At 50.2% G+C, this 20,019-nt stretch carries 23 protein-coding genes and 1 tRNA gene; 13 read left to right on the top strand and 11 right to left on the bottom strand.

The annotated features are described in order from the left end of the window. Positions 1–3: 3 nt before the first annotated feature. The gene (locus O9139_RS13525) at positions 4–2,040 is read right to left on the bottom strand and encodes a glycoside hydrolase family 15 protein (RefSeq protein WP_270880009.1); all 2,037 of its coding nucleotides are present in this window, start codon (positions 2,038–2,040) and stop codon (positions 4–6) included. Between the two features lie 168 nt (positions 2,041–2,208). Between O9139_RS13525 and O9139_RS13520 the strand changes: the two genes are divergently transcribed. Both O9139_RS13520 and O9139_RS13515 read left to right on the top strand, forming a co-directional pair. Next, complete coding sequence (locus O9139_RS13520; RefSeq protein WP_270880008.1) at positions 2,209–2,862, top strand: helix-turn-helix domain-containing protein; 654 nt, start codon at positions 2,209–2,211, stop codon at positions 2,860–2,862. A gap of 131 nt (positions 2,863–2,993) precedes the next feature. Further along, positions 2,994–4,115, top strand: coding sequence for a phosphodiester glycosidase family protein (locus tag O9139_RS13515; RefSeq protein WP_270880007.1), 1,122 nt, complete (start codon positions 2,994–2,996; stop codon positions 4,113–4,115). A 56-nt stretch (positions 4,116–4,171) separates the two neighbouring features. Here O9139_RS13515 and O9139_RS13510 read toward each other — a convergent pair whose 3' ends face one another. Further along, the gene (locus tag O9139_RS13510) at positions 4,172–4,540 is read right to left on the bottom strand and encodes a YtxH domain-containing protein (protein WP_270880006.1); all 369 of its coding nucleotides are present in this window, start codon (positions 4,538–4,540) and stop codon (positions 4,172–4,174) included. Between the two features lie 13 nt (positions 4,541–4,553). Next, a complete protein-coding gene (locus O9139_RS13505; RefSeq protein ID WP_270880005.1) occupies positions 4,554–5,000 on the bottom strand; it encodes a DUF948 domain-containing protein in 447 nt (148 codons plus the stop codon). Between the two features lie 167 nt (positions 5,001–5,167). On the opposite strand from O9139_RS13505, the gene O9139_RS13500 reads away from it, so the two are divergent. Next, on the top strand, positions 5,168–5,800 hold the full coding sequence (locus O9139_RS13500; protein ID WP_270880004.1) for a bifunctional 4-hydroxy-2-oxoglutarate aldolase/2-dehydro-3-deoxy-phosphogluconate aldolase: 633 nt from the start codon (positions 5,168–5,170) through the stop codon (positions 5,798–5,800). A 288-nt stretch (positions 5,801–6,088) separates the two neighbouring features. Here O9139_RS13500 and O9139_RS13495 read toward each other — a convergent pair whose 3' ends face one another. Together O9139_RS13495 and O9139_RS13490 are read right to left on the bottom strand one after the other, a co-directional pair. Beyond that, complete coding sequence (locus O9139_RS13495; RefSeq protein ID WP_270880003.1) at positions 6,089–6,721, bottom strand: helix-turn-helix transcriptional regulator; 633 nt, start codon at positions 6,719–6,721, stop codon at positions 6,089–6,091. A 106-nt stretch (positions 6,722–6,827) separates the two neighbouring features. Then, the gene (locus O9139_RS13490; RefSeq protein WP_270880002.1) at positions 6,828–7,259 is read right to left on the bottom strand and encodes a DUF86 domain-containing protein; all 432 of its coding nucleotides are present in this window, start codon (positions 7,257–7,259) and stop codon (positions 6,828–6,830) included. A gap of 269 nt (positions 7,260–7,528) precedes the next feature. Between O9139_RS13490 and O9139_RS13485 the strand changes: the two genes are divergently transcribed. Beyond that, positions 7,529–8,584 carry an acyltransferase gene (locus O9139_RS13485; RefSeq protein WP_270880001.1) on the top strand — a complete coding sequence of 352 codons (1,056 nt, stop codon included), beginning with the start codon at positions 7,529–7,531 and terminating at the stop codon, positions 8,582–8,584. 19 nt (positions 8,585–8,603) lie between these two features. On the opposite strand, the gene O9139_RS13480 is transcribed toward O9139_RS13485, so the two are convergent. Continuing rightward, positions 8,604–9,269 carry a tetratricopeptide repeat protein gene (locus O9139_RS13480; protein WP_270880000.1) on the bottom strand — a complete coding sequence of 222 codons (666 nt, stop codon included), beginning with the start codon at positions 9,267–9,269 and terminating at the stop codon, positions 8,604–8,606. A 176-nt stretch (positions 9,270–9,445) separates the two neighbouring features. On the opposite strand from O9139_RS13480, the gene O9139_RS13475 reads away from it, so the two are divergent. Continuing rightward, complete coding sequence (locus O9139_RS13475; RefSeq protein ID WP_270879999.1) at positions 9,446–9,709, top strand: hypothetical protein; 264 nt, start codon at positions 9,446–9,448, stop codon at positions 9,707–9,709. An 11-nt stretch (positions 9,710–9,720) separates the two neighbouring features. Here the strand turns inward: O9139_RS13475 and O9139_RS13470 are convergent, their stop codons facing one another. Next, complete coding sequence (locus O9139_RS13470; RefSeq protein WP_270879998.1) at positions 9,721–11,544, bottom strand: ABC transporter substrate-binding protein; 1,824 nt, start codon at positions 11,542–11,544, stop codon at positions 9,721–9,723. Between the two features lie 114 nt (positions 11,545–11,658). On the opposite strand from O9139_RS13470, the gene O9139_RS13465 reads away from it, so the two are divergent. After that, positions 11,659–11,808, top strand: a complete 150-nt coding sequence (locus O9139_RS13465) for a hypothetical protein (protein WP_270879997.1) — start codon at positions 11,659–11,661, stop codon at positions 11,806–11,808. Here the strand turns inward: O9139_RS13465 and O9139_RS13460 are convergent. Continuing rightward, entirely contained in the window at positions 11,786–12,301 is a 516-nt protein-coding gene (locus O9139_RS13460) for a VanZ family protein (RefSeq protein WP_270879996.1), read from the bottom strand. The two genes, O9139_RS13465 and O9139_RS13460, sit on opposite strands and share 23 nt — an antisense overlap. 18 nt (positions 12,302–12,319) lie before the next feature. After that, a complete protein-coding gene (locus O9139_RS13455) occupies positions 12,320–12,607 on the bottom strand; it encodes a hypothetical protein (RefSeq protein ID WP_270879995.1) in 288 nt (95 codons plus the stop codon). A 174-nt stretch (positions 12,608–12,781) separates the two neighbouring features. Between O9139_RS13455 and O9139_RS13450 the strand changes: the two genes are divergently transcribed. The 5 genes from O9139_RS13450 (at position 12,782) to O9139_RS13430 (ending at position 16,337) form a co-directional block, all read left to right on the top strand. After that, a tRNA-Ala gene (locus O9139_RS13450) sits at positions 12,782–12,854 on the top strand. 186 nt (positions 12,855–13,040) lie between these two features. Beyond that, the gene (locus O9139_RS13445; protein ID WP_270879994.1) at positions 13,041–13,730 is read left to right on the top strand and encodes a response regulator transcription factor; all 690 of its coding nucleotides are present in this window, start codon (positions 13,041–13,043) and stop codon (positions 13,728–13,730) included. Then, entirely contained in the window at positions 13,723–14,811 is a 1,089-nt protein-coding gene (locus tag O9139_RS13440; protein WP_270879993.1) for a HAMP domain-containing sensor histidine kinase, read from the top strand. Before O9139_RS13445 ends, O9139_RS13440 begins: the two co-directional genes overlap by 8 nt. Before the next feature lie 101 nt (positions 14,812–14,912). Next, the gene (locus O9139_RS13435) at positions 14,913–15,767 is read left to right on the top strand and encodes a M15 family metallopeptidase (RefSeq protein WP_270879992.1); all 855 of its coding nucleotides are present in this window, start codon (positions 14,913–14,915) and stop codon (positions 15,765–15,767) included. A gap of 111 nt (positions 15,768–15,878) precedes the next feature. After that, complete coding sequence (locus O9139_RS13430) at positions 15,879–16,337, top strand: DinB family protein (protein WP_270879991.1); 459 nt, start codon at positions 15,879–15,881, stop codon at positions 16,335–16,337. A 51-nt stretch (positions 16,338–16,388) separates the two neighbouring features. On the opposite strand, the gene O9139_RS13425 is transcribed toward O9139_RS13430, so the two are convergent. Next, on the bottom strand, positions 16,389–17,291 hold the full coding sequence (locus tag O9139_RS13425; protein ID WP_270879990.1) for a LysR family transcriptional regulator: 903 nt from the start codon (positions 17,289–17,291) through the stop codon (positions 16,389–16,391). Between the two features lie 128 nt (positions 17,292–17,419). Between O9139_RS13425 and O9139_RS13420 the strand changes: the two genes are divergently transcribed. Further along, positions 17,420–18,088, top strand: a complete 669-nt coding sequence (locus tag O9139_RS13420; RefSeq protein ID WP_270879989.1) for an O-methyltransferase — start codon at positions 17,420–17,422, stop codon at positions 18,086–18,088. A 72-nt stretch (positions 18,089–18,160) separates the two neighbouring features. Here the strand turns inward: O9139_RS13420 and O9139_RS13415 are convergent, their stop codons facing one another. Beyond that, positions 18,161–19,327: an acyl-CoA dehydrogenase family protein gene (locus O9139_RS13415; RefSeq protein WP_377526373.1), complete on the bottom strand. Its 1,167-nt coding sequence runs from the start codon at positions 19,325–19,327 to the stop codon at positions 18,161–18,163. A gap of 117 nt (positions 19,328–19,444) precedes the next feature. Between O9139_RS13415 and O9139_RS13410 the strand changes: the two genes are divergently transcribed. Continuing rightward, positions 19,445–19,972 carry a cupin domain-containing protein gene (locus O9139_RS13410; protein ID WP_270879987.1) on the top strand — a complete coding sequence of 176 codons (528 nt, stop codon included), beginning with the start codon at positions 19,445–19,447 and terminating at the stop codon, positions 19,970–19,972. The last annotated feature ends 47 nt before the right edge of the window (positions 19,973–20,019 follow it).

Here is a 20,019-nt window from a genome sequence, read left to right as displayed (position 1 = left end):
CTCTCATGACATTGCCGGCTCTAGCATCTTATCCTCACTAGCGTCGATGGCTTGATTTGCGCCTTGCGCAGTTAACTGCTTAAGCTTCGATAAATACTCCTGCGTCACCTTAATAAAAGAGGCATGTGACCACGTAAGCGGAGATACCGACATCGGCGCGCCCGTAAACGGATGCACCTGTTCCGCCATAACCCCGGATGGCAGCGCATGCTGGATGGCCCAGCGCATCAAATTTTCAGCCTCCGTCAAATCGTTAGCTGTCTTGGCCGTCGCCACCAGCCATTCTGCATACCACAGCGTACAGATGAACCACGGATTTCCCGGTACGTTAGCCACATCTTTGGAAACCTGATGGTAATAATCGTTCTCATAGCGGGCAATGCCGCCAATATCCGTATGTACCCACAGCTTTTCCCGCAGAGCCTGCATCGTCGCCGCCATACGCGGGTCATCTTTTTCAACCAGTCCAAAATCAAACAACCCATACATACTCATATCAAGCGTATCGTCCGGCACATACGCCTGCGTCTCATAGTTCCAGTACAAGGCGCGCAAAAAGCGTTTTTTGTCCGCAGCATACAACTGCTGGTCCGCCGCCTTCTTCACTTGCTGGGCCGTATCCGCGTAATAAATCGCACGCGCCTTATCCTGATGGTACTCGGCGAACCGCGATGCCGCCATCAGCCCCGCATAAACGCTGGATACCGTAAAAGCCAGCACGCCGTACCGCTCTTCCCATAGATCGTAAGACGGCAGCGGCAAACCTGAAGCATCGCGGTAATGAACGATAAAATCCGCCGCTGGTTTGATGAATTTCTCATAATCCTCGCCTGACTGATCCAAAGTGCCTGTGAGTTTATGGTGATGCCACATGGCGTAGAGGACGAGCGCCGTTTCATCTTCTTGAATGGCGAGCTGCTTAAGCCCCTGCGAGTTCACCCACGGATGCCAGCTGGAGCCTACCGTGCCATCCGGATTGTATTTATGCATGAGATAGCCTTCTGGTGTAATCGCCTTGAGACAAAAGTCAAAAAACTTCCGCGCCAGCTCATGATACCCCGCCCGATCCAAGGCATGGGCCACCAGCGCGCCGTCGCGCGGCCATACGTAGGAGTAGGAGTCTTTGGCGAATTTTAAAATATCCGAGTCATTGGCAGCCACTACCGCCCCCCGATTGTCCAAATTCGTCCGCGTAATGAGCAGACTCCGCTTGTAAAAAGAGGCTAGCTCCGGTTTCAACAGCGAGAGCTGATGCTCGTCCCGATTGACCCACTTCACCCAGTACTCGTAGGTCCGCTGCAAGAGCACCTGCGGCGTCGCCGTGCGGAGCAGGCGCTCCATGCGCTCGACCTCTTGCTTGCATCGCCCGAAGCACACCCAGAACCAGGCTTCCTTCGTGCTTTTGGCCGGCAGCGTCATGGTCAGCTCGATGATGCCATCGACAGAGCCCTGCGAGATCGGATTGCCGCCAAGGGCCCCGTCTTCAGCGTCACGCCACGTGCCCTCCAGGCCGTGAATCCCTTTTTGCCCTGTGGCGTAGCCGCTGGGCTTTGCTTTCGCCTCATCCGGCGATAAGCAGGATAGCGTCAAATAGCGATGCCCTTTATAGAACAGGAGCGAGTTCAGCTCCGGATCAAAATAGACCGTATCGCCGATCCCATTGCCATTGAGCTGCAGATCCATGTGAAAATAAAGCTTGACGGTCCGTTCATAGTCAAACGTGTTCTCGACCCGAACTTTGCGCAAAAAAACGTTTTGCTGCACGTCAACCCCATCGCGGATCAATAGGCGAAGCCCCAGCCGATCAAAAGCACATTCCGCATTGGTGACCAGCGAATCCGGCAAGTAGGTCAGCTTTTTCGCCACCTCCGGATGGTCGATCCAAAAGAACCCTTCCTGACTCCAAACACCAAAATGTGAAAGATGATCACTGGATTGATTCTCCTGCCCTACCAAAGGGAAGTAGATGTCACGAATATTATAAGCAGCATCGAAATTGATGAGCACATTTCCATTTCCAATGGGCAAGTCTCTTGCCATTACCATCGCCTCTTTCCATACATAATGCTACTAATTTTCCAACTGAAGCGTCTTAATATGCATTTTTGAAGCATTGTGGAACTAGAGGTAATTGTCACCAGTCGGCGCCTTATACGTTTTCATTTTACGGCAATTCATTTACAATAGGTTAATGGAGGGATACGAATTATGCAGCAACGAGAAGGATTCGGTAAATTTTTGGAGAGTTTGCGGGGGAAAATGTCATTGCGCGAAGTCGCCCATAAAAGCGGCCTTTCGCATGCTTACATTCGCGATCTTGAACTTGAACGGAACCGTTCTACCAATGAAAAAATCAAACCATCCCCAGACACGCTCAAAAAGCTGTCGGATGCATACAATTTTTCTTACACAGAACTGATGGAGAAAGCCGGATATTTGGAGAAGGAATCTGCCCCTAGCGGAAACATCGATGTTCCGTTCCACGATATCCTTTTTATTCAGGTCAGCAGCCGGGAATTTACTTATCATACCTATATGGGCAAAACGAGCATCAACGTGAAATCGCTGATCGAGTTCAGCCGTTTCCTTGACAAGCTTGACGATCAAGGCTTTAAGAAGATGGACAGCGACTTGTTCGTGAACCTGAATATGATCCAGAAGTATATTGAAAATGAGGGCAAGCTGTATTTCGATCCGCTCGGTATTGGCAAACATGTCATCATGGCCGCCGCCAAGCAAATGAAATATCACGATCTTCTGCAGCGTCTCGTAGCCCGCAATACCGGAAAGACGATCAACTACTCGTTCGATCGCAGCTCCAGCATGGAAAGCTTATTTACACCATTGAAACGGCCAATCTAATTTGGAAAGTCAGCCGCCTATTTTACGAAAAAAGGAAAAAAGTTCTCGATTTTCGAAACTTTTCATTCCTTTTTTTCGTCTATGTAAAAGGAATCATTAGTTCCTCACATAGAGAGGTTGGTAGAAACAACATGGCTATGCAGCAATCTGCTCCCCAGGTACCCGCCCGCCAAACGAGAAGGAAGCCTAAGCGCAAAGGGTCTGCTGGACTGCGGCTGATGCTGGGCACCGTTGCTGTTTGTACGGCGTTTATGCTGGCGGGATTATGCTGGTTTTTCCTCACCACATCCGGAACCAATATAAGATTTATGATGGCTGATACACTCATTACGACGCAGCACCGGGATTGGGCCAAATATTTAATCGGCTCGGATGAACTGCAGAAGCGCGTGGAAGCGTATTGGAAGCAATTCGAAGATATGGGTGTCGAGAAGGATCAAGGGTTAGTCGAGATCGCGCCCCAACCATCGGCGGCGCCGGCCGCCGTCAAGAAAGATCTTGTCACGATTGAGCCTGTCTCCGGCACGAATTATAAAGGCTACCTGGTCACCATCTCTGATCCGAAGAAGCTCCGAATTGCCGTCCCTGAGAAGCAGGGCAAGGGCGAGAAGGTCTCCTCTATGGTGAAGCACACAGGAGCGATCCTTGGCGTAAACGGCGGCGGCTTCATCGATCCGAACTGGGAGGGAAATGGCTTCCAGCCGGAGGGAATCGTCATGTCGGGCGGCAAAATCTTTTACAACGATAAGGGCATGAATGGCTCGGTCAACGTTGTCGGCATTGACAAAGAAGGGCGGATGATCGCCGGGAAGTACAAAGTGTCCGAACTTGTCGCCATGGGCGTTCAGGAGGCCGTCTCCTTCAGTCCGCGCTTCATCGTGAACGGGGTCGGGCAGATCAAGAGTCAGGCAGACGGCTGGGGCATCGCCCCGCGGACCAGCATGGCGCAGACGAAAGACGGCTCAATTCTGTTCTGCGTAATCGACGGCCGCCAGACGCACAGCATCGGCGCCACCCTGTACGATGTGCAGCAGATTTTCCTCGCGCATGGCGCGGTGACAGCCGCGAATCTGGACGGCGGCGCCTCGACGGTTCTGGTGCACAATAACGAAATCGTCAATAAACCGTCCAGCGAATACGGGGAACGATACCTCCCGACGGCTTGGCTTGTTTTTGATCATCCGGAAACTGCGAATATCAAAAATGTATGGGAAGGACTCGATATCAGCAAAATCGATCCGTCCAAATGGTAAAAAAGCAAGAAGCTCTGCGGCAGCAGAGCTTCTTGCTTTTTTCATGATTTTGATGATTAACGATTACCAACAATAACAAGATCCTCAGCAGCTTCTGACACTTCTTCAGCCGCTTCTACTTGCTCTTCTTGTCTGGACTCTTTCCAGGAACGTACGCTTTCGACGACATTGGAAGCTGTCTCTTTCGCTTTGCCTACCAAGTCAGTAGCGTGTGTGCTGACCGTTTTGGCCACTTCTTGCGTTTTTTGGCTTACTGTGCTGGCGATTTGTACTGTTTTTTCACTTACAGCTTGTGCCTGACCGGCAATGTCGCTTCTCAGTTCACGGCCGGATTTTGGCGCAAATAACAGGGCTGTCGCTGCACCAAGTACGCCGCCAACAATCGCTCCGATAAGAAGATCTTTACCTTTTTGTTGATTGGACATAGAGATCGCTCCTTTAGGTGTCTGATTTGGCATTCCGATGAGCCTGCCATTTGTGCCACAGCTCGATTCCGGTCGTTGCCCATTCGATGGCATCCTGCACCCGCTTCTGGTGGGTATGTATCACTTGTTCCGCACCATGAATCGATTGATTCAATACGCGAGTCGCATTGCGAAGCGCAGCCGCAACATCCCCGATCGCCGTTCCCGCTTGATCGATCGAATGAAACGTTGACTTCAAGACTTTGACTTGCGCATGAGCATCTTCCGTAAGCTGCCCTACCTGCTTCAGCAGCAAATCCGTCTGCTCCGTTGTTCGCGCAAGGCTGGCTTTCGATTGATCGATCGTTTCCTTGAGCTTCGAAAGCGTCTGCGTAGCGGCGAGCAGCATCCGCACGGCGAAGAAAACGAGGATGATGAAAGCTGCTGCGGCGCTTATAGCGCTGATCTCCATCCATGTCATGACCGTCACCTCCTGAGCGTTTGGTTTGACTCTTCTAGACGAATGCCTATGAATTACTACAGTATAAGTAACGGTTGCTCGTCTTGACACAAAAACAATGGAAAAATTTCAGGGGCATGTCATAATAAAAGAAAGCTTGTACGCTAATGAACAATCAGGAGGGCATCATGAACAAAGAGCAAGGATTGCAGGAAATCGAACGAACACGTATCGTCGCCATCGTCCGCGGCGTAAGCGCTGCGCATATCTCATCCGTAGCTGAAGCTTTATGGCGCGGCGGCATAACCGTGATGGAAGTGACCCTGAATACGCCGGGAGCGCTCGAAATGATCAGCGAACTCCAGGCCAAATATGCCGACCGCATGTACATCGGCGCCGGAACCGTGCTTGATCTGGAGGATGCGAAGCGTGCAGTTGGTGCTGGCGCGTCATTCTTGGTTACACCAAACCTGGAGGAAGAGGTTATCCACTGGGCCAAAAATGAGGACATCCCAATCTTCCCTGGCGCTATGACTCCAACGGAAATCGTAAAAGCATGGAAAGCCGGCGCAACCGCCGTCAAAGTATTTCCGAGCGCCAGCCTCGGCATCGCTTATATCAAAGAACTGATGGGGCCGCTCAGCCACATTCCGATGATGGCCGTCGGCGGCGTGACTGAGGCCAACATCAAGCAGTTTCTGGAGATTGGCTGCTATGGCCTCGGCATCGGCGGCTCTGTCATCAACTTGAACGAAATCAACGCAGGCAACTTCGACTGGATCACAGAGAAAGCAGCTCGTTTGGTCGCTGCTTCGAAGTAAAGAAATATTCAGAACTCCCGCGATCGGGACTCAGTTATTCCCACAAATTACCTGCGGTCTCCGGCACTCTCTGAGTCTTGGGCATAGTGGGCAGAGCGTTCTCTTCTCTATACCCGCCGCTCAGGAAAGCGTTCGTCCAGTACTATCTGAGCCTTGGGATAGTGGGCAGAAGCGCAATAGCGGTGCAGTACCTCTGGTGCAAGGAAGACGCGGAATTAGTCATTACTGACAGTCCGGACAAAAACAAAATAAAAATAGCCATCATCCTCACAACATGAAGATCGATGGCTATTTATTTTGGCTGATCATATAGACGCACTTAGTGCCGCCTTTGGCTAAACATTCAGTCCGTTCGACATGAGCGTTGAGCAGGTTTTGGAAAAGTGCAAGTTCGCATTTGCACGCCTGTTGAAACGTATTCGCCACTTGTGTGATCGGGCAATTGTGTTCGCTGAGCATAAATTCGCCTTTGCCCGTTTGAGTCCATTCGACCATGTAGCCGTTCTCGTTCTGGATGGTGGCCAGCTCAGCTACCCGCCCTTCCAAGCTTTTGGCTTTCATGCGCGTTTGGTAACGGCTCTCCAATTTCTCTTGACGCCGGACGAACAAATGGTCGATTTTCTCATGTCCCTCATCTTCCAGAAGTTCACCCAATAAATCCATCGTCAGCTGCATATATTTCTTGGGAAATAATTCATCCGAAAGCGCGGTTAAGGAATACATGTTCGTCGGTCTTCCCATAGCTTGCCGGACGAGCTTGGATTCGATCAAGTTTTCTTTCTCGAGGGTGTTGATATGGCGCCTGACCGCCATCTCCGTAATGCCGAGCTGCTTGGACAACTCATGGACCGTGAGAGATCCCTGCGTTTTCAGCATGGAAAGTATCACTTTGCGCGTGGATGTCTCTAGTTCATGACCCATAAGCTCACCTACCCTCGGAACAGAAATTTAGTCTCATTTTAACGCATCCCCTAGCAGAAGTAAATTAAAGTAAATGATAAAATGAGACCATTTTTTTCCGCTAGTGTTAAGCCAGTTCCTTCTGAATAAATGCCTTTACGCTAACGCCAAATTCATCAAATGCTTCCGGCAGCCGGCTGATCAGCGGATGCAACTGCTCACGGTTCCAATTCACAAATTCCTGGACAAGCGGCTTGCGCAGCTTCACTAGTTCAAGCAAGGTTGCCGTCAACGCTTCCGAATATGCACCTTCGCCTTGCACAATTTCCACGATATCTTCATAGCTGCTCGCATCGCGAAGAATAAAGGCGTCGATAAGCAAGCTGCCGACATCGGTCACGGTTTCGATCGCTAAATGAAGCACTCGCTCTTGCGCCAATTGCAAGATAAGATCTCCATCATTTGCATTCCATTGCTGCTCCAGCTGTTTGCAGCTATGTGCCAATACGCCCAGAAATTCAAGGCGCTCGTTGATTTGTTCATGGTTAATAAAATACATCAGGCTATCTCCGTCCTCTTTTTCTCCATTTCGTCCATATCATCATAGCAAAAAAGGTTACAATCACCAAAAAAATAAGCAATACGGCCTGCATTAAATATTCATAGCTCATGCTCGTTCACCTTCTTGATCTACTCTTCTGAATTCTCCTAAATAGTGTATCGCTCGGACAAGAGAGCGTCAAGCATGCGGCTGGCAGGCGCTTTCTATTGTTCTCTCATTTTATTCGTGATAAAGTGAGTAGAATCACAGAAGGAGAATAACGCATCATGGCTAACCGCCCCAAAATACCTGAGATTGACTTCGCGCGAGCGATTGCTATTTTAGCCGTATTAATTATACACGGAACTTCTGCAGCGACATTACTGCCCGTAGGTACCCGTTCACAAGCTGTTTTTTACATGCTGAATCGCGCCTGCTTGTTTACTGTGCCTGTTTTTATTTGGATTAGCGGGCTTGTTTTATTTTACAACTATTATGATCGCTGGGATCCAAGTACATCTTTCAAGTTCTGGACGAAGCGGCTGCGGCGCATTGTAGTGCCTTATGTGTTGTGGTCTTTCTTTTATTACGTCTACAATCAGTACATGTACCACGGCAAAATCGGATTCGACGCTTTTTATTTTTTCAAGCTGCTGCTATCAGGAAATGCCAGTTATCATCTGTACTATATGATCATTATTGTACAATTTTACATGCTTTTTCCGATCATCATCACGGCGGTTCAAAAGTTCCGTTGGCTGCGGAATGGGCTGATTCCTTTGGGATTGCTTGTCCAAGCTGCCGGTTATAGCATCAATCATTGGATTCATCCGATACCTGAATATTCATCTCTGTTTATAAGCTATTCAGCCCTTTTTGCCTTTGGCGCTTTTACAGGTATTCATTATACCCGTGTGCTGGCATGGACGAAGCAGCATGCCGCATCTGTACGGGCTGTTCTGCTGGCGGCAGGCTGCGCTTTTGTCGGCATGCTGCTGCTGAATCAGTTCTCGCTCCTAAGCATCGAGAATACGTGGTTCGAGCTGGCGCTGATCCTCTACTGCATGGCCGCCTCGATTGTTCTCGTCGCGCAAGGCCAGCGCATCATGCGTAACCCCTCAGCGCTGCGTGCAGCGGCCAGCGGCCTCGGCTCCGCGTCATTCGGCATCTATCTCGCGCATCCGGCCATCCTGACGCTGTGGAGCCGCTTCACGCCAGCCCAAGATCGCCTGCTGCTCTTCGATCTCCACGCCATCGCCTCCATCCTCATCGGATGTGCCGGCTCCTGGCTGCTCGTGCTGCTCTATCGCAGCGCAAAACCAAAAGGCAAAGTATCCGCTTGAACAGCGGAACTTTGCCTTTTTATTTCATGCGCGCTAGCAGTGCCCAGCGGCGCTGTTGTCTGCGGCTGTACTTCGGTAAGCCGCGATAGATGTCAAGCGCTTCCCGGTAAGCGCGCTTGGCGTCCTCGCCTCGTCCCAGCTGCTGGTACAGTTGGCCGAGGCGGTAATAGGCTTCGACCGACGAGGAGTGCACCTCGCGGAATTTCTCCACATACGCGACGGCTCTCGCAGGAGCGTTCGCGGCGAGCGCCTCGCCTAACCGCAGGTAGGGCTCGCCGTATTTGACGCGTGGATTCAGCGCCAACGCTTGCAGCATCAAGCTCTCGCCCTTGTCGAGGTTGCCCAGCTTCAAGTGGCACAAGCCAAGCTCGTAATGAATATCCGCTGAATCCTCCATCAACTGCAGTGCTTGCTCCAGGTAAAGCATAGCTTCGCTATATTTTTTCCGATCGATCAAAATTCGCGCAAGCTCCAGCTTGGAGGACGTATTGTGCGGGTTGGCCTGAAGATCCTGGCGCAACCGCGAAGCTTTGCGGCCCAGCTGAAAAGGCTTGAAAATATTAGGGGTAAGCCCAATAAATCTGCGATCCAATAGATACAAAATAATTAGCAAAATAATAAATGCAATAACCGGATTACCGGTAAGTCGCCAAAGCAATCCAAAAGCTAATAGCTTGGTAAGCACGAGAAACCTCCTTAAATCAAAAGATGTGAGCCTCCATTATGTTACCATATTTTTCAACGTTTGGTCACCTTCGCCATTTTATTTTTCCGGTGGTCAGACAGACAGCATCTGTTATTCTGCTTTTTACGATGAAATGCTATAATGTGTAATAGAACATGAGAAAAGGGAGTTTAGGCATGAGCGATCCGCGCAAAGAGATTTGGGAAAAAAGGAAAAAAATCGGTCGGTCCAATTATTTGATCCGCTTCGGATTACTGCCTTGGGGTGTCGGACTTACGATCCTCTGCAGTATTGTTGAACTCATCACTATGCATAATATGAACCCGGTGTGGGTCCCGATCCGCCTTGTTGTTTTTTGCTTTGTCGGATTTTTTATCGCAAATTCCCGCTGGCAATCCATGGAAAACCGCTACGAAGCCTCTATGAACCAACGACCTTAAAGGGTCGTTTTTTATTTGGAATTTGGCGCAAACCAGATTTTGCGAAAATCAACCCACCCCAGGTCGTTGATGCTTACACCTCTGATGGAAGCGTGATAGGTTGTCTGCAAGGAACGGTGTAGAATAAACAGGAAGGTTCTGTCCTCCTGCAGCTTTTCGACGATGTCGTTGACCCGGCAAATGCGTGACTGCCGATCGGGATTCATGATCAGCAACTCCGTTTCACGGTCCACCCATGCTGCCCGCGGCGGGTCCAAATGTGCGCGAACGTAGCTGTTCGTCTGCTTAAATGTCTGAATAATATGCAGATCATATTCATTTTCCATGATCATGTGGTACAAAATCATATCGGCTTCCGCAATCGTATCCAGCTGGATCATGTCCGATTTGCTTAATGTAACGATCTGGACGGGAATGCCGACCTTGGCGCACTGATCGCAAATCCAAACCGCATCCTCATTGGGCTCCGTATAGGTATACATATTCAGCGGTTCGCCGTCATAACCCATCTCCTGCAGTAAGCGCTTAGCCTCAGCAAGGTCCGTGTCTGTCGGTTTGACCGTTTTCGCTAGGTTAGGCAAAAAGCTGCTGGCCGGCGCTTCCCTTAACCCGCCCAGCTTGAGAATCATGCCTTCGCGGTCGATGACGAGGTCTACGGCTTTACGAAACAGCGGAAGCTGTTGGGGACCTTTTTTGTTCAAATTAAACGTCAATAGACTGCATCCGAGTGCGGATTGCTCGATCTGGTGCCACTCCGTATCTTTTCCGATCGCGCCGGCAGGCCTTCTGAACTCGTAGGGATCGCAGAACACCTGCACCATGTCCCAGCTCGGCCCGACTTCCGACAAATCGGGCGGCAGCAGCCAGATCTCCACCTGATCCAGATGCGGCCTGACCCCGAAGTAGTGGTCGAAGGCGCGCAGCTTACAGATGTAATCATCGTTCCGCTCTAAGCGGAACGGACCGGTCCCGATTGGCATCCTGGCAAACAAGTCCTCGTTATCGCGACAAATCTCCTCCGGCACAATCGCCATCGATATATTCGCCAGCTGCTGCAGAAAGAGCTCATTGCGCTGCGTCAGCTCGAAGTTGATCGCATTGCGGTTCAGCACAGTCAAAGCCTCGATGCAATCGGACATCCAGCCTTGGCTGGCTTTGTCGCCAAGCGCTTTCATTCTTTGAAACGAATAAGCAACGTCCTGCGCCGTCATTTCCCGGCCATGGTGGAACAGTACGCCTTTGCGCAAATAGAACGTGTAATGAAGCCCATCCTCACTGATCTCCCAGTAATGGGCGAGGTGCGGTTCAATGGCTTTATTTTGCGTGTTGTATTGAACTAATGTATCAAAAATCTGCGTAATCAAATTACAATCGAACGCAAAAAAGGCGTGTACCGGATCGAGCGTAACCAGCCACTTGTAAACCGGAAAACGCAGTGTATCCTTGTACCGCTCCTCATGTTCCACAGCACGGTATCCGAAATAGCTGAATAGCCATTCGATAAAAGAATCTTGCAGGGCGTCGGCATGGCCCATTTGGTGAATCATTTCGATGGCGCCTTTGTAATCTCCGCGCTCCGCCAGAACCATCGCCTGCTTCGAAATCATGTCTTCCGCTGAGACATGAAAGGTTAGCTCCGAGACGTTGCCTCGCCCCCGCCCCGGCTTCCAGCTGAGCCAATCCTGATCCGCCATCTTCTTCAGGAGCAGCTTGACATTGCGCGTCGAGCAGTACAATTGATCCGCCAATTGCTCTAAAGTAACGCGCTGCGGCTGATGCTCCACCCCATATTCGAACCCGGCACGAAGCTCCAGATACTGGTTCAAAAGCTGCATAACACCCTCCGTTCCCATAAAAGGGGAAATTAGTAAAGTAAATTATACTCTTTTTCTTCCCCTTATTCTAGCGGTATGCTAAGACCAACAGGAAAAGAAAGGAAGGTGATCCGCATGCAACCAACTGATATTTATTTATCCGAGAAGCTGATGCAGTGGCAGCAGCAAGAGCTGGAAAAAGAAGCTCGAGAGCTTTGGAAGTGGAAATCGTTCAAACAGCGCAAGGTTTACGTGTTGTTGACTAGCTTATTTTTCTCCGTTTAATCCAATTTCGAACACCGATGCCGATGAGAATAATGATCAAAGCTACCGCAACTCCGATCGCATCCACGGCAATATCAATCGGAAGACCTGTCCGGTCTGGAACAAACGTCTGATGCCATTCATCCGTACAGGCGTAAAGTATCGATATGATGGAGGAGGTGAGCAGTGCTATGACCGCTTTTATGCGTTTAGCTAGCAAGGCCAAAGACCAAAGTAGGGCAAGGACAGCGTACTCGCTAACATGCCCTGCTTTTCTTATGAAAAACTCAATGAATCCGATCGGATCTCGCCAGGTGACAAGATCATGATCATACGAGAACTCCCAATGAGGCAAGATGCCGGGAAGGTCCACGCCTGCCAGCCACTGCGTCAACTGTGGACGCAACGATTGCTGCTGATAGGTTTGTGCCGATTTCAAAAAAATAACCGCCATCCAGATGAGGGCAGCGGCCGTTAACAAATAATATAGAAACGTTGATGTTTTGCTTCGCATGGGTACTCCTTCAGCTCCTCATGAATTCATTTTCTTCTGAATACTGAATAATGCAAACAACTCCAGTACCATGAGATTCACGCAGGACACTCCGTAAAAGGCCATCCCAAACATCATGCGGAACCCGCCTCCGCTCACCGACTTCCACCACATGACTGCCGCCACCGTTAATACGATATTGATGACTGTCGATATCCCGAAGGAGAGCCCCAGACGATTCGTCGCTCTCATCAGCCACACGCCCAAGATGAACGGTGCAGCAAAAGCAACCCCTAGGAAAATCCAGTAAAGCACATTGTTTGACACTTCCCGTCACTCCTAAACGAAACTTCATATTCTATTAGGTTAGCATGAATATCTAGTTGAAACAACATTTACGAGCGCAGTATGCAGCGGGAAGTGCTCAACAATTTTTTAAAAGAAGAGCTTGCACTATTTATTTTTTCCATGTATAATTCAAAAAGTCGACACTTTAAATACGGGGCCTTAGCTCAGCTGGGAGAGCGCATCGCTGGCAGCGATGAGGTCAGGGGTTCGATCCCCCTAGGCTCCATAACGAAAAGGTGATACCCTCGGGTATCGCCTTTTTTCGTTTACCATGGTGTAAGAACCGTCAGCATTGCACGCACGAAGTGAATGCTCAGGCACGGCATCTGAAGCTTGCGTGGCACGATTAGGCTTACTTTTCCAATTTATATATAATGATCACATGATGTTGTAGATTTAGGAGTGTGAAACCGTGAAACGAAGCACGATATTGATCGCGGACGACGAAACGGAGATCGCCGATTTAATTGCCATACATCTGGGAAAAGAAGGCTACCAGACGATAAAAGTGTCCGATGGCGCAGCAGCCATGCGCGCGGTGCAATCCCAATCCATTGATCTGGCGATCTTGGACATCATGATGCCGAAGCTGGACGGCCACGAAGTGACGCGGCAAATTCGGGAAAAGTACGCGATGCCGATCATTTTTTTAAGCGCCAAAACGTCGGATCTCGATAAAATCACCGGCCTGATCATCGGTGCTGACGATTATATGACCAAGCCGTTCAATCCGATGGAATTGGTGGCACGGGTCAAAGCCCAACTCCGCCGGACCACGCTGCTGAGTCAATTCACTCCAGGGAGCAGCCCAGTCATCGAACTAGGCGGTTTGCTGGTGGATCCCGACAAACGCACGGTCCTCGTTGCCGGACAGCCTATCGAGCTGACGCCAAAGGAATTTGATATTTTGTACCTTTTAGCTAGTCATCCGAGCAAAGTGTTCAGCGCTGAACATTTATTCCAGCAAGTATGGGGCGAAGCTTACTATGAAGGCGGGAATACGGTTATGGTGCATATTCGCACCCTTAGGAAGAAGCTGAGCGAAGACAAGAACAAATATATTAAAACGGTATGGGGAGTAGGTTACAAGTTCAATGGCTAATATTTTACGCAGCTTCAGGGCGAGAATGGTCATGTTGTTCGGGCTAAGCATGCTAGCCGCAGGAATCCTGACATATGGCTTCTACAAAATGCTTCAGTCTTATTATCAGGCCACTGCTCAGCTAGGCGATGAAATCGTTCACTGGCGTAACATCATCCGAAAAATAGGTGACTTGAACTTTTTTTTCATCTTGTTTGTACCGCTTGCCATTTTATTTTTCTTCTTAATGACGAAGCCCTACGCCGCTTATTTTCGAAAGATCTCGGCTGGCATTCACAGCCTTGCGTCTGGAGATTTTCATTCGCGGGTTGAGCTGACTTCAGGCGATGAGTTCCAAAGCATTGCCGAAGATATCAACAGAGCTGGCGAACAATTAAAAAGAGCCGTGGAGCGAGGCGATTTCGCCGAGAGCAGCAAGGATCAGCTCGTATTGAATTTGGCGCATGATCTGCGTACGCCGTTGACTTCCGTTCTGGGGTATTTGGACCTCGTGCTGCGAAACGATCAGCTAACGGCCGATCAAGCCCAGCATTATACATCGATCGCTTATACGAAATCGCGCCGATTGGAGAAGCTCATCGAAGAATTGTTCGAAATTACGAGAATGAATTATGGCATGCTGCCTATCGAAAAGAAGCCGATCGACTTAAGCGAACTGCTAGAACAGTTAACGGAGGAGTTATATCCCCTTTTTGAAAAAAATGGATTGACCGCAAGGGTACAAAGTCCCTCGCATGCCGTTATTTCGGCCGATGGCGAGCTGCTTGCCCGCGTTTTTGAAAATCTGCTGTCCAACGCCGCACGGTACGGCAAAGATGGCCAGTTCGTCGATATCATATGCCAGCTTGAGCATACGGAAGCGATCGTGCAAGTGGTCAACTATGGGCATGTCATTCCCCCGGAAGAGCTGCCTCATCTTTTCGAAATGTTTTATACGGGAGATAAAGCCCGCACTCATCAGGGAAGCCGCACAGGGCTCGGCTTGTTCATCGCCAAAAATATTGTGAACCAGCACGGAGGTTCGATCACAGCATCCAGCAGTATGATTCATACCACTTTTAAAGTGCGCTTACCACTTTAGACTTAAATTTTAAAAAAACTTTAGATTTTTCATAGTTCTTTTTAAATATTTTGTCCTAACCTGAAAAAACACCAAGGAACTTAGGGTTAGGGGGATTTAAAGTGAAGAAGTGGGGTATTCTGCTCGTTGTTTGTCTATTGTCCGGCTGTGGTTGGTTGCAGCAGGCGCCTGAAAGTATGGTCGACGTAACCGTGACACAAAATGTGTCCTCTTCTCATAGCGCAGCAACAAAAACGATCCAGGTGAGCAAAGATCAAATCTATAAAGGAAGCTTGATCTTGATAAATAAGAATTACGCGGTTCATCCCGAGAGCGTCGAACCCGATATCGTGAAGCTGTCTCAGCATAAAGAGCTGTTAAAAGGCTTCGGATTGCTCGACCAGTCGATCCAATTGCCCCGCAGTTTAGTCCAACAATTTGCCACGATGGTCGAGGCTGCGGGCAAGGGCGGGGTCAGCCATTTTTTGATCAGCAGCGGGTATCGCAGCAATAAGGAGCAGAGCAAGCTTTACCAGGAAGAAGGCGCAGATTATGCGCTGCCTGCAGGCTATAGCGAGCATAATTTGGGCTTAGCGCTGGATATCGGCTCTTCACTTAAAGCGATGAACGAAGCTCCCGAAGGCGAATGGTTGCAAAAGCATGCTGCGGATTACGGCTTTATTTTGCGCTATCCGAAGGATAAGACCGTGATTACGGGGATTCAGTATGAACCGTGGCACTTTCGCTATGTTGGCTTGCCGCACAGTGTAATCATGCAGAGTCAGCATTTGACATTGGAAGAGTATTTGGATTATCTAAAAAGGAACAAGACCATTCGGGCGACAGTTGGCGGCGATACGTATGAGATCACCTATAATGCCATCGCTCAAGTCGCGAAGCTTGAGGTGCCGGCCGATCACCGCTACGAACTATCTGGCGACAATATGAACGGGGTCATCGTTACCGTGCAGCTTTGATGCCTGGGCCGCCCTCCGCCAAAAAGATGAAATAAATCTATCAATCTTTTATAATAAATACGCTGACAATCTAAGTTAGCTACTTTTGGGGATTGAGGAGGAATGCAAGCTATGTCGAACATCGAAGCGTATGTCCAACAATGGTTAAGCCATCGCAAAGTCGTGCATCAAATGTTGGAAGAGGTTAACAGCGAGCAATTGCAATTCAAGCCATGGGAAAATGGCATGTCATTTTCCCAGCTTGTCCAGCACATTACAAATGCAATGGGCATGTTCGCAACAACGGTGAAGAACGGTACATACACACCAGGCGCGAAATCGCAGGAGTTCAGGTCCGTTGCAGAACTGCAAGCCAAAGTTGCGGCGGATACCGAACAAACCGAAGCCATTCTGCGCTCACTGACGGCTGAGGATTTGGAGCGCCCGATCGAATTTTTCGGACACACCCTGCCAGGCAGTGTGCTGCTCCAGAACGCAAAAGATCATGAAATTCACCATAAAGGCCAATTGTTCATCTATTTGCGTTTATTAGGCATTGAGAAAGTGCCGTTTTTTGTCAGCCGCGGCTAAAATAGCTCTACACGCTAATTCCACCTCCAACAAGAGGTGGTTTATTTGCGTTTAAGGTTTGATCCGGTAAGGATTTTGCCGGACTAAAGCAATCCAGTTGGCTGCAGCTGCAGACAGCGGCTCATCTTTTCGCGTACAGATGGCGATCGTATTGCGCAGATGGATGCCCTGCACATGAACACGGCATAGCTCACCGCGCTCGACATACTCGCGAACGACTAGCGAGGAGACAAAATTGGCGCCGTAACCGGCGATGACCGCTTGGATCGCTTCATGGAGACCGTTGAACTGCAGGGTGATTCGCGGCAATGGCGCATTGTAGGTTCGGCATAGCGAAAGCAGCCGCTCACGCGTTGAGCTCCCCTCCTCCCGCATCACGAACGGCTCCTGCATCATTTCGTCCAATGAAATGTGTTGATTCGCATAGCGGTTTCCTGGCGCAACAACAAACCACAGCTCATCTTGGAACAGATGTTCCGTCGCAATCGAGTCCGGATACGCTTCAGGCAGTCCGCCATAGATAGCCAAATCGACCTCGGCGTGCTGGAGCATATGGAGCGCTCCGCTGGAATTCGTCGTCGTAATGTTCATCTCGACCTGCTCATACTGGCGCTTGAACTTGGCGATCCAGCTCGGCATCAGGAAGTGCGCTGGCAGATACGTCGCTGCGATCTGTATGTGTCCCTTCGTGCCGGCGGCGTACTCCTCGGCGTACTGTTCGATCTGCTTTTCAACAGCGAAAAGCCGGTTCGCAAGCATCGCCATCGTCTCACCGGCAGGCGTTAGCGCCACGCCTCTGCCTTGCGGCTTGAGCAAAGTCAGCGACAGCTCCTTTTCGAATTTTTTGACTTGCGCCGTAATAGCCGGCTGACTGATTCGCATCAGTTCCGCAGCGCGGGTGACGCTTCCGGTTTCAGCGATGACGTGGAAGAGACGTAAAGCGTGCAGATTCATGGCAGAAGCTCCTCATCAAATCATAACTTAAATATATAAGTTTGAAATAAAGATATATTATTTTTATGATTTTAAACCAAGTAAAATAAAAACGAAAGCGAAACACAAAATAAGGAGACGCGATTAGCATGACACAAAATGAAACTTGGAGAAAAGTGGATGACTACGTGGTGGAGCGCCTGATTCCGAATGATCCCGTATTGGAGCATGTTTTATCCGCCAACCGCAACAGCGGGCTTCCCGAGATTGACGTCTCCCCTGCGCAAGGAAAGCTGCTGCACATCTGGGCGCGCATGCAAGGGGCGAAGCGCATCCTGGAGATTGGCACATTAGGGGGCTACAGTACGGTTTGGTTGGCACGGGCGCTGCCGGCCGAGGGGAAAGTAGTGACACTGGAGTTGGACCCCCACCACGCCCAAGTGGCTCAATCCAACCTCGCTCTTGCCGGGCTGGATGATAAGGTGGAGATCCGCGTCGGTGCGGCTTTACAGCAATTAGCGCTGATGAAGGAAGAAAATCAAGCAGCATTCGATCTGATTTTTATTGATGCCGATAAACCGAATAATCCCGCATATTTGCAATGGGCGCTGCAATTTTCACATCCGGGAACGGTGATTATTGGCGACAATGTGATCCGTGAGGGCAAAATAGTCAATGAGCAAAGCACAGACGCTAGCGTTCAAGGGGTCCGACAGTTCTATGACCTCATCGCCGAAGAACCACGTCTGACTGCGACCGCAATCCAGACCGTAGGCGTAAAAGGGTATGATGGTTTTATCATTGCGATTGTCGACTAACCTAGACGAACACTTGGATCGGCTGTACGGCTGGCGAGGCAATAACCAGCTGAGCATAACGAGCCTTCATAATCACTGGGAAGCTTCACCTAACGCTGCCGCAGCTAAGTTTTGGAGTACCGTATTATCCATCGGCGGGTTATGCAACCCGGCGCGAACATCACGGTAATAGCGTTCCAAAGGCAGCTGACGAGAGAGACTCGTTCCGCCCACGATGCGCATGGCCAGGTCCACGACTTTGATCGCGTTGTTGGTGGCGACGTACTTGGCCAGCCCCAGATCCGGCTTCAACGATGTCCGGCTGTCCGGCTCCCTGTCCCACCGCTCCGCGACCGCGTACAAGAGCGAACGGGCAGTGCGCAGTTCTACCTCCATCTCCCCGATCGTATGCTGAACCGAGGGGAGTGTGGCGATCGGCTCAGCCAATTGATTGGGCTTATAAGTTCTAGCGAAGGAGAGCGCAAAATCCCGTGCTGCCGAAGCAACGCCTAAATAGCAGGCCGGGATATGCAAAAGCCAGCCGCCTCCATCCTCGGTGCCTTTGCCGATCAGTCTCCTGTCTTCGCTGACAAAGGCCTGATTCAGCACAACATCATGACTGCCGGTCGCGCGCATGCCGAGCGTGTCCCAGGTTTCCACCACGGTCACCTGATCGGTTCGCTGAACGAGAAAATCACCCGCCGCCTCTTCCTCCGGGATGTAGGCGGTAACGACAAACCGGTCGAGGATCGGCGAAAGCGTGCTGAACGTTTTGCGTCCCGTAAGCTGCCATCCTCCTTCAACACGAACCGCCGTCGTCTCCGGACGGCCGCCACGGCTAGGACTCCCGGATGCAGCTTCGCTGGCAAACGTATTGATCATCGCCCCGTCACGCACGACAGCGTGGCACAATTGTTCAAATATAGGCTGCGGCCATTTGCGGGTCGTGCGCAGGTGGAGCATTTGCCCCATGTGCCAACCCACAGCCAAAGCCGTAGAACCGTCGCCGTATGCAAGCCTTTCCTGCAGCATCACGAGGTCGTAAAGCGACAGTTCTTCCCCGCCAAATGCGCGCGGCACCATCAGCTTCAAATAACCGGCCTCACGCAGATCGGCAAAATTGTCAAACGGGAAGGATCCCTCGCGGTCGTGCCGCTCCGCTCTCTTGGCGAACCGAGCCGCCAATTCCTCCACCTGGCCGGCTCTCGCCCGCTGTTCCTCCGTGCGTATATAGGGATCTATCTCACGATCCATGTTCATCCCACTCCCTTCCTCATTATTATAACTCGTTTAGGACATATGGCGAAAAGTTCATTTGTGCATTTGCCCGCAATGTTTTATAATCTCTCATAACATTCTGCTAAAGGAACTGATCACATGTCAATGAACAATCCCCAATATTGGATTACAAAGCTGCAACTGGCCGCGCACCCTGAAGGCGGTTATTACAAAAGAACGTATCACGCGGAGGAAACGATCACCGATCAGGAACTTTCCGTTCAATTCAACGGCGAGCGGCTGCTGTACACTAGCATCTACTTCCTGCTGCAATCCCATGATGTCTCGCACTTTCACCGCCTGAAATCGGATGAATTATGGTACTTCCATGCTGGAAGCCCGCTGACCATTCATGTCATCCTTGAAGATGGCACATATAAGGAAGTCAAGCTGGGCCTGAATTTAGATAAAGGGGAAACTCCGCAATACCTGGTGCCCAAGAACTCCATTTTCGGATCCTCGGTGATGGAAAAAGAAACATTTTCACTCGTGGGCTGCATGGTTGCCCCTGGATTCGATTTCCAGGATTTCGAATTATTTACCCAGGATGAACTGTTGGCCCAGTACCCCGAACATCATGAAATCATTAAGAAATTAGCTTACGAAAAGCTTCCTGCACTCGTATAACTTTATGCTTAAACCGCCTGGAGATAGGCGGTTTTTATTTTATCCAT

Origin of the sequence: Paenibacillus aestuarii (assembly GCF_027789125.1) — a bacterium.
GTDB lineage: Bacteria > Bacillota > Bacilli > Paenibacillales > NBRC-103111 > Paenibacillus_E > Paenibacillus_E aestuarii.
Note: the sequence above shows the minus strand (reverse complement) of the source record. Positions and strands in the feature narration are given on the sequence as shown.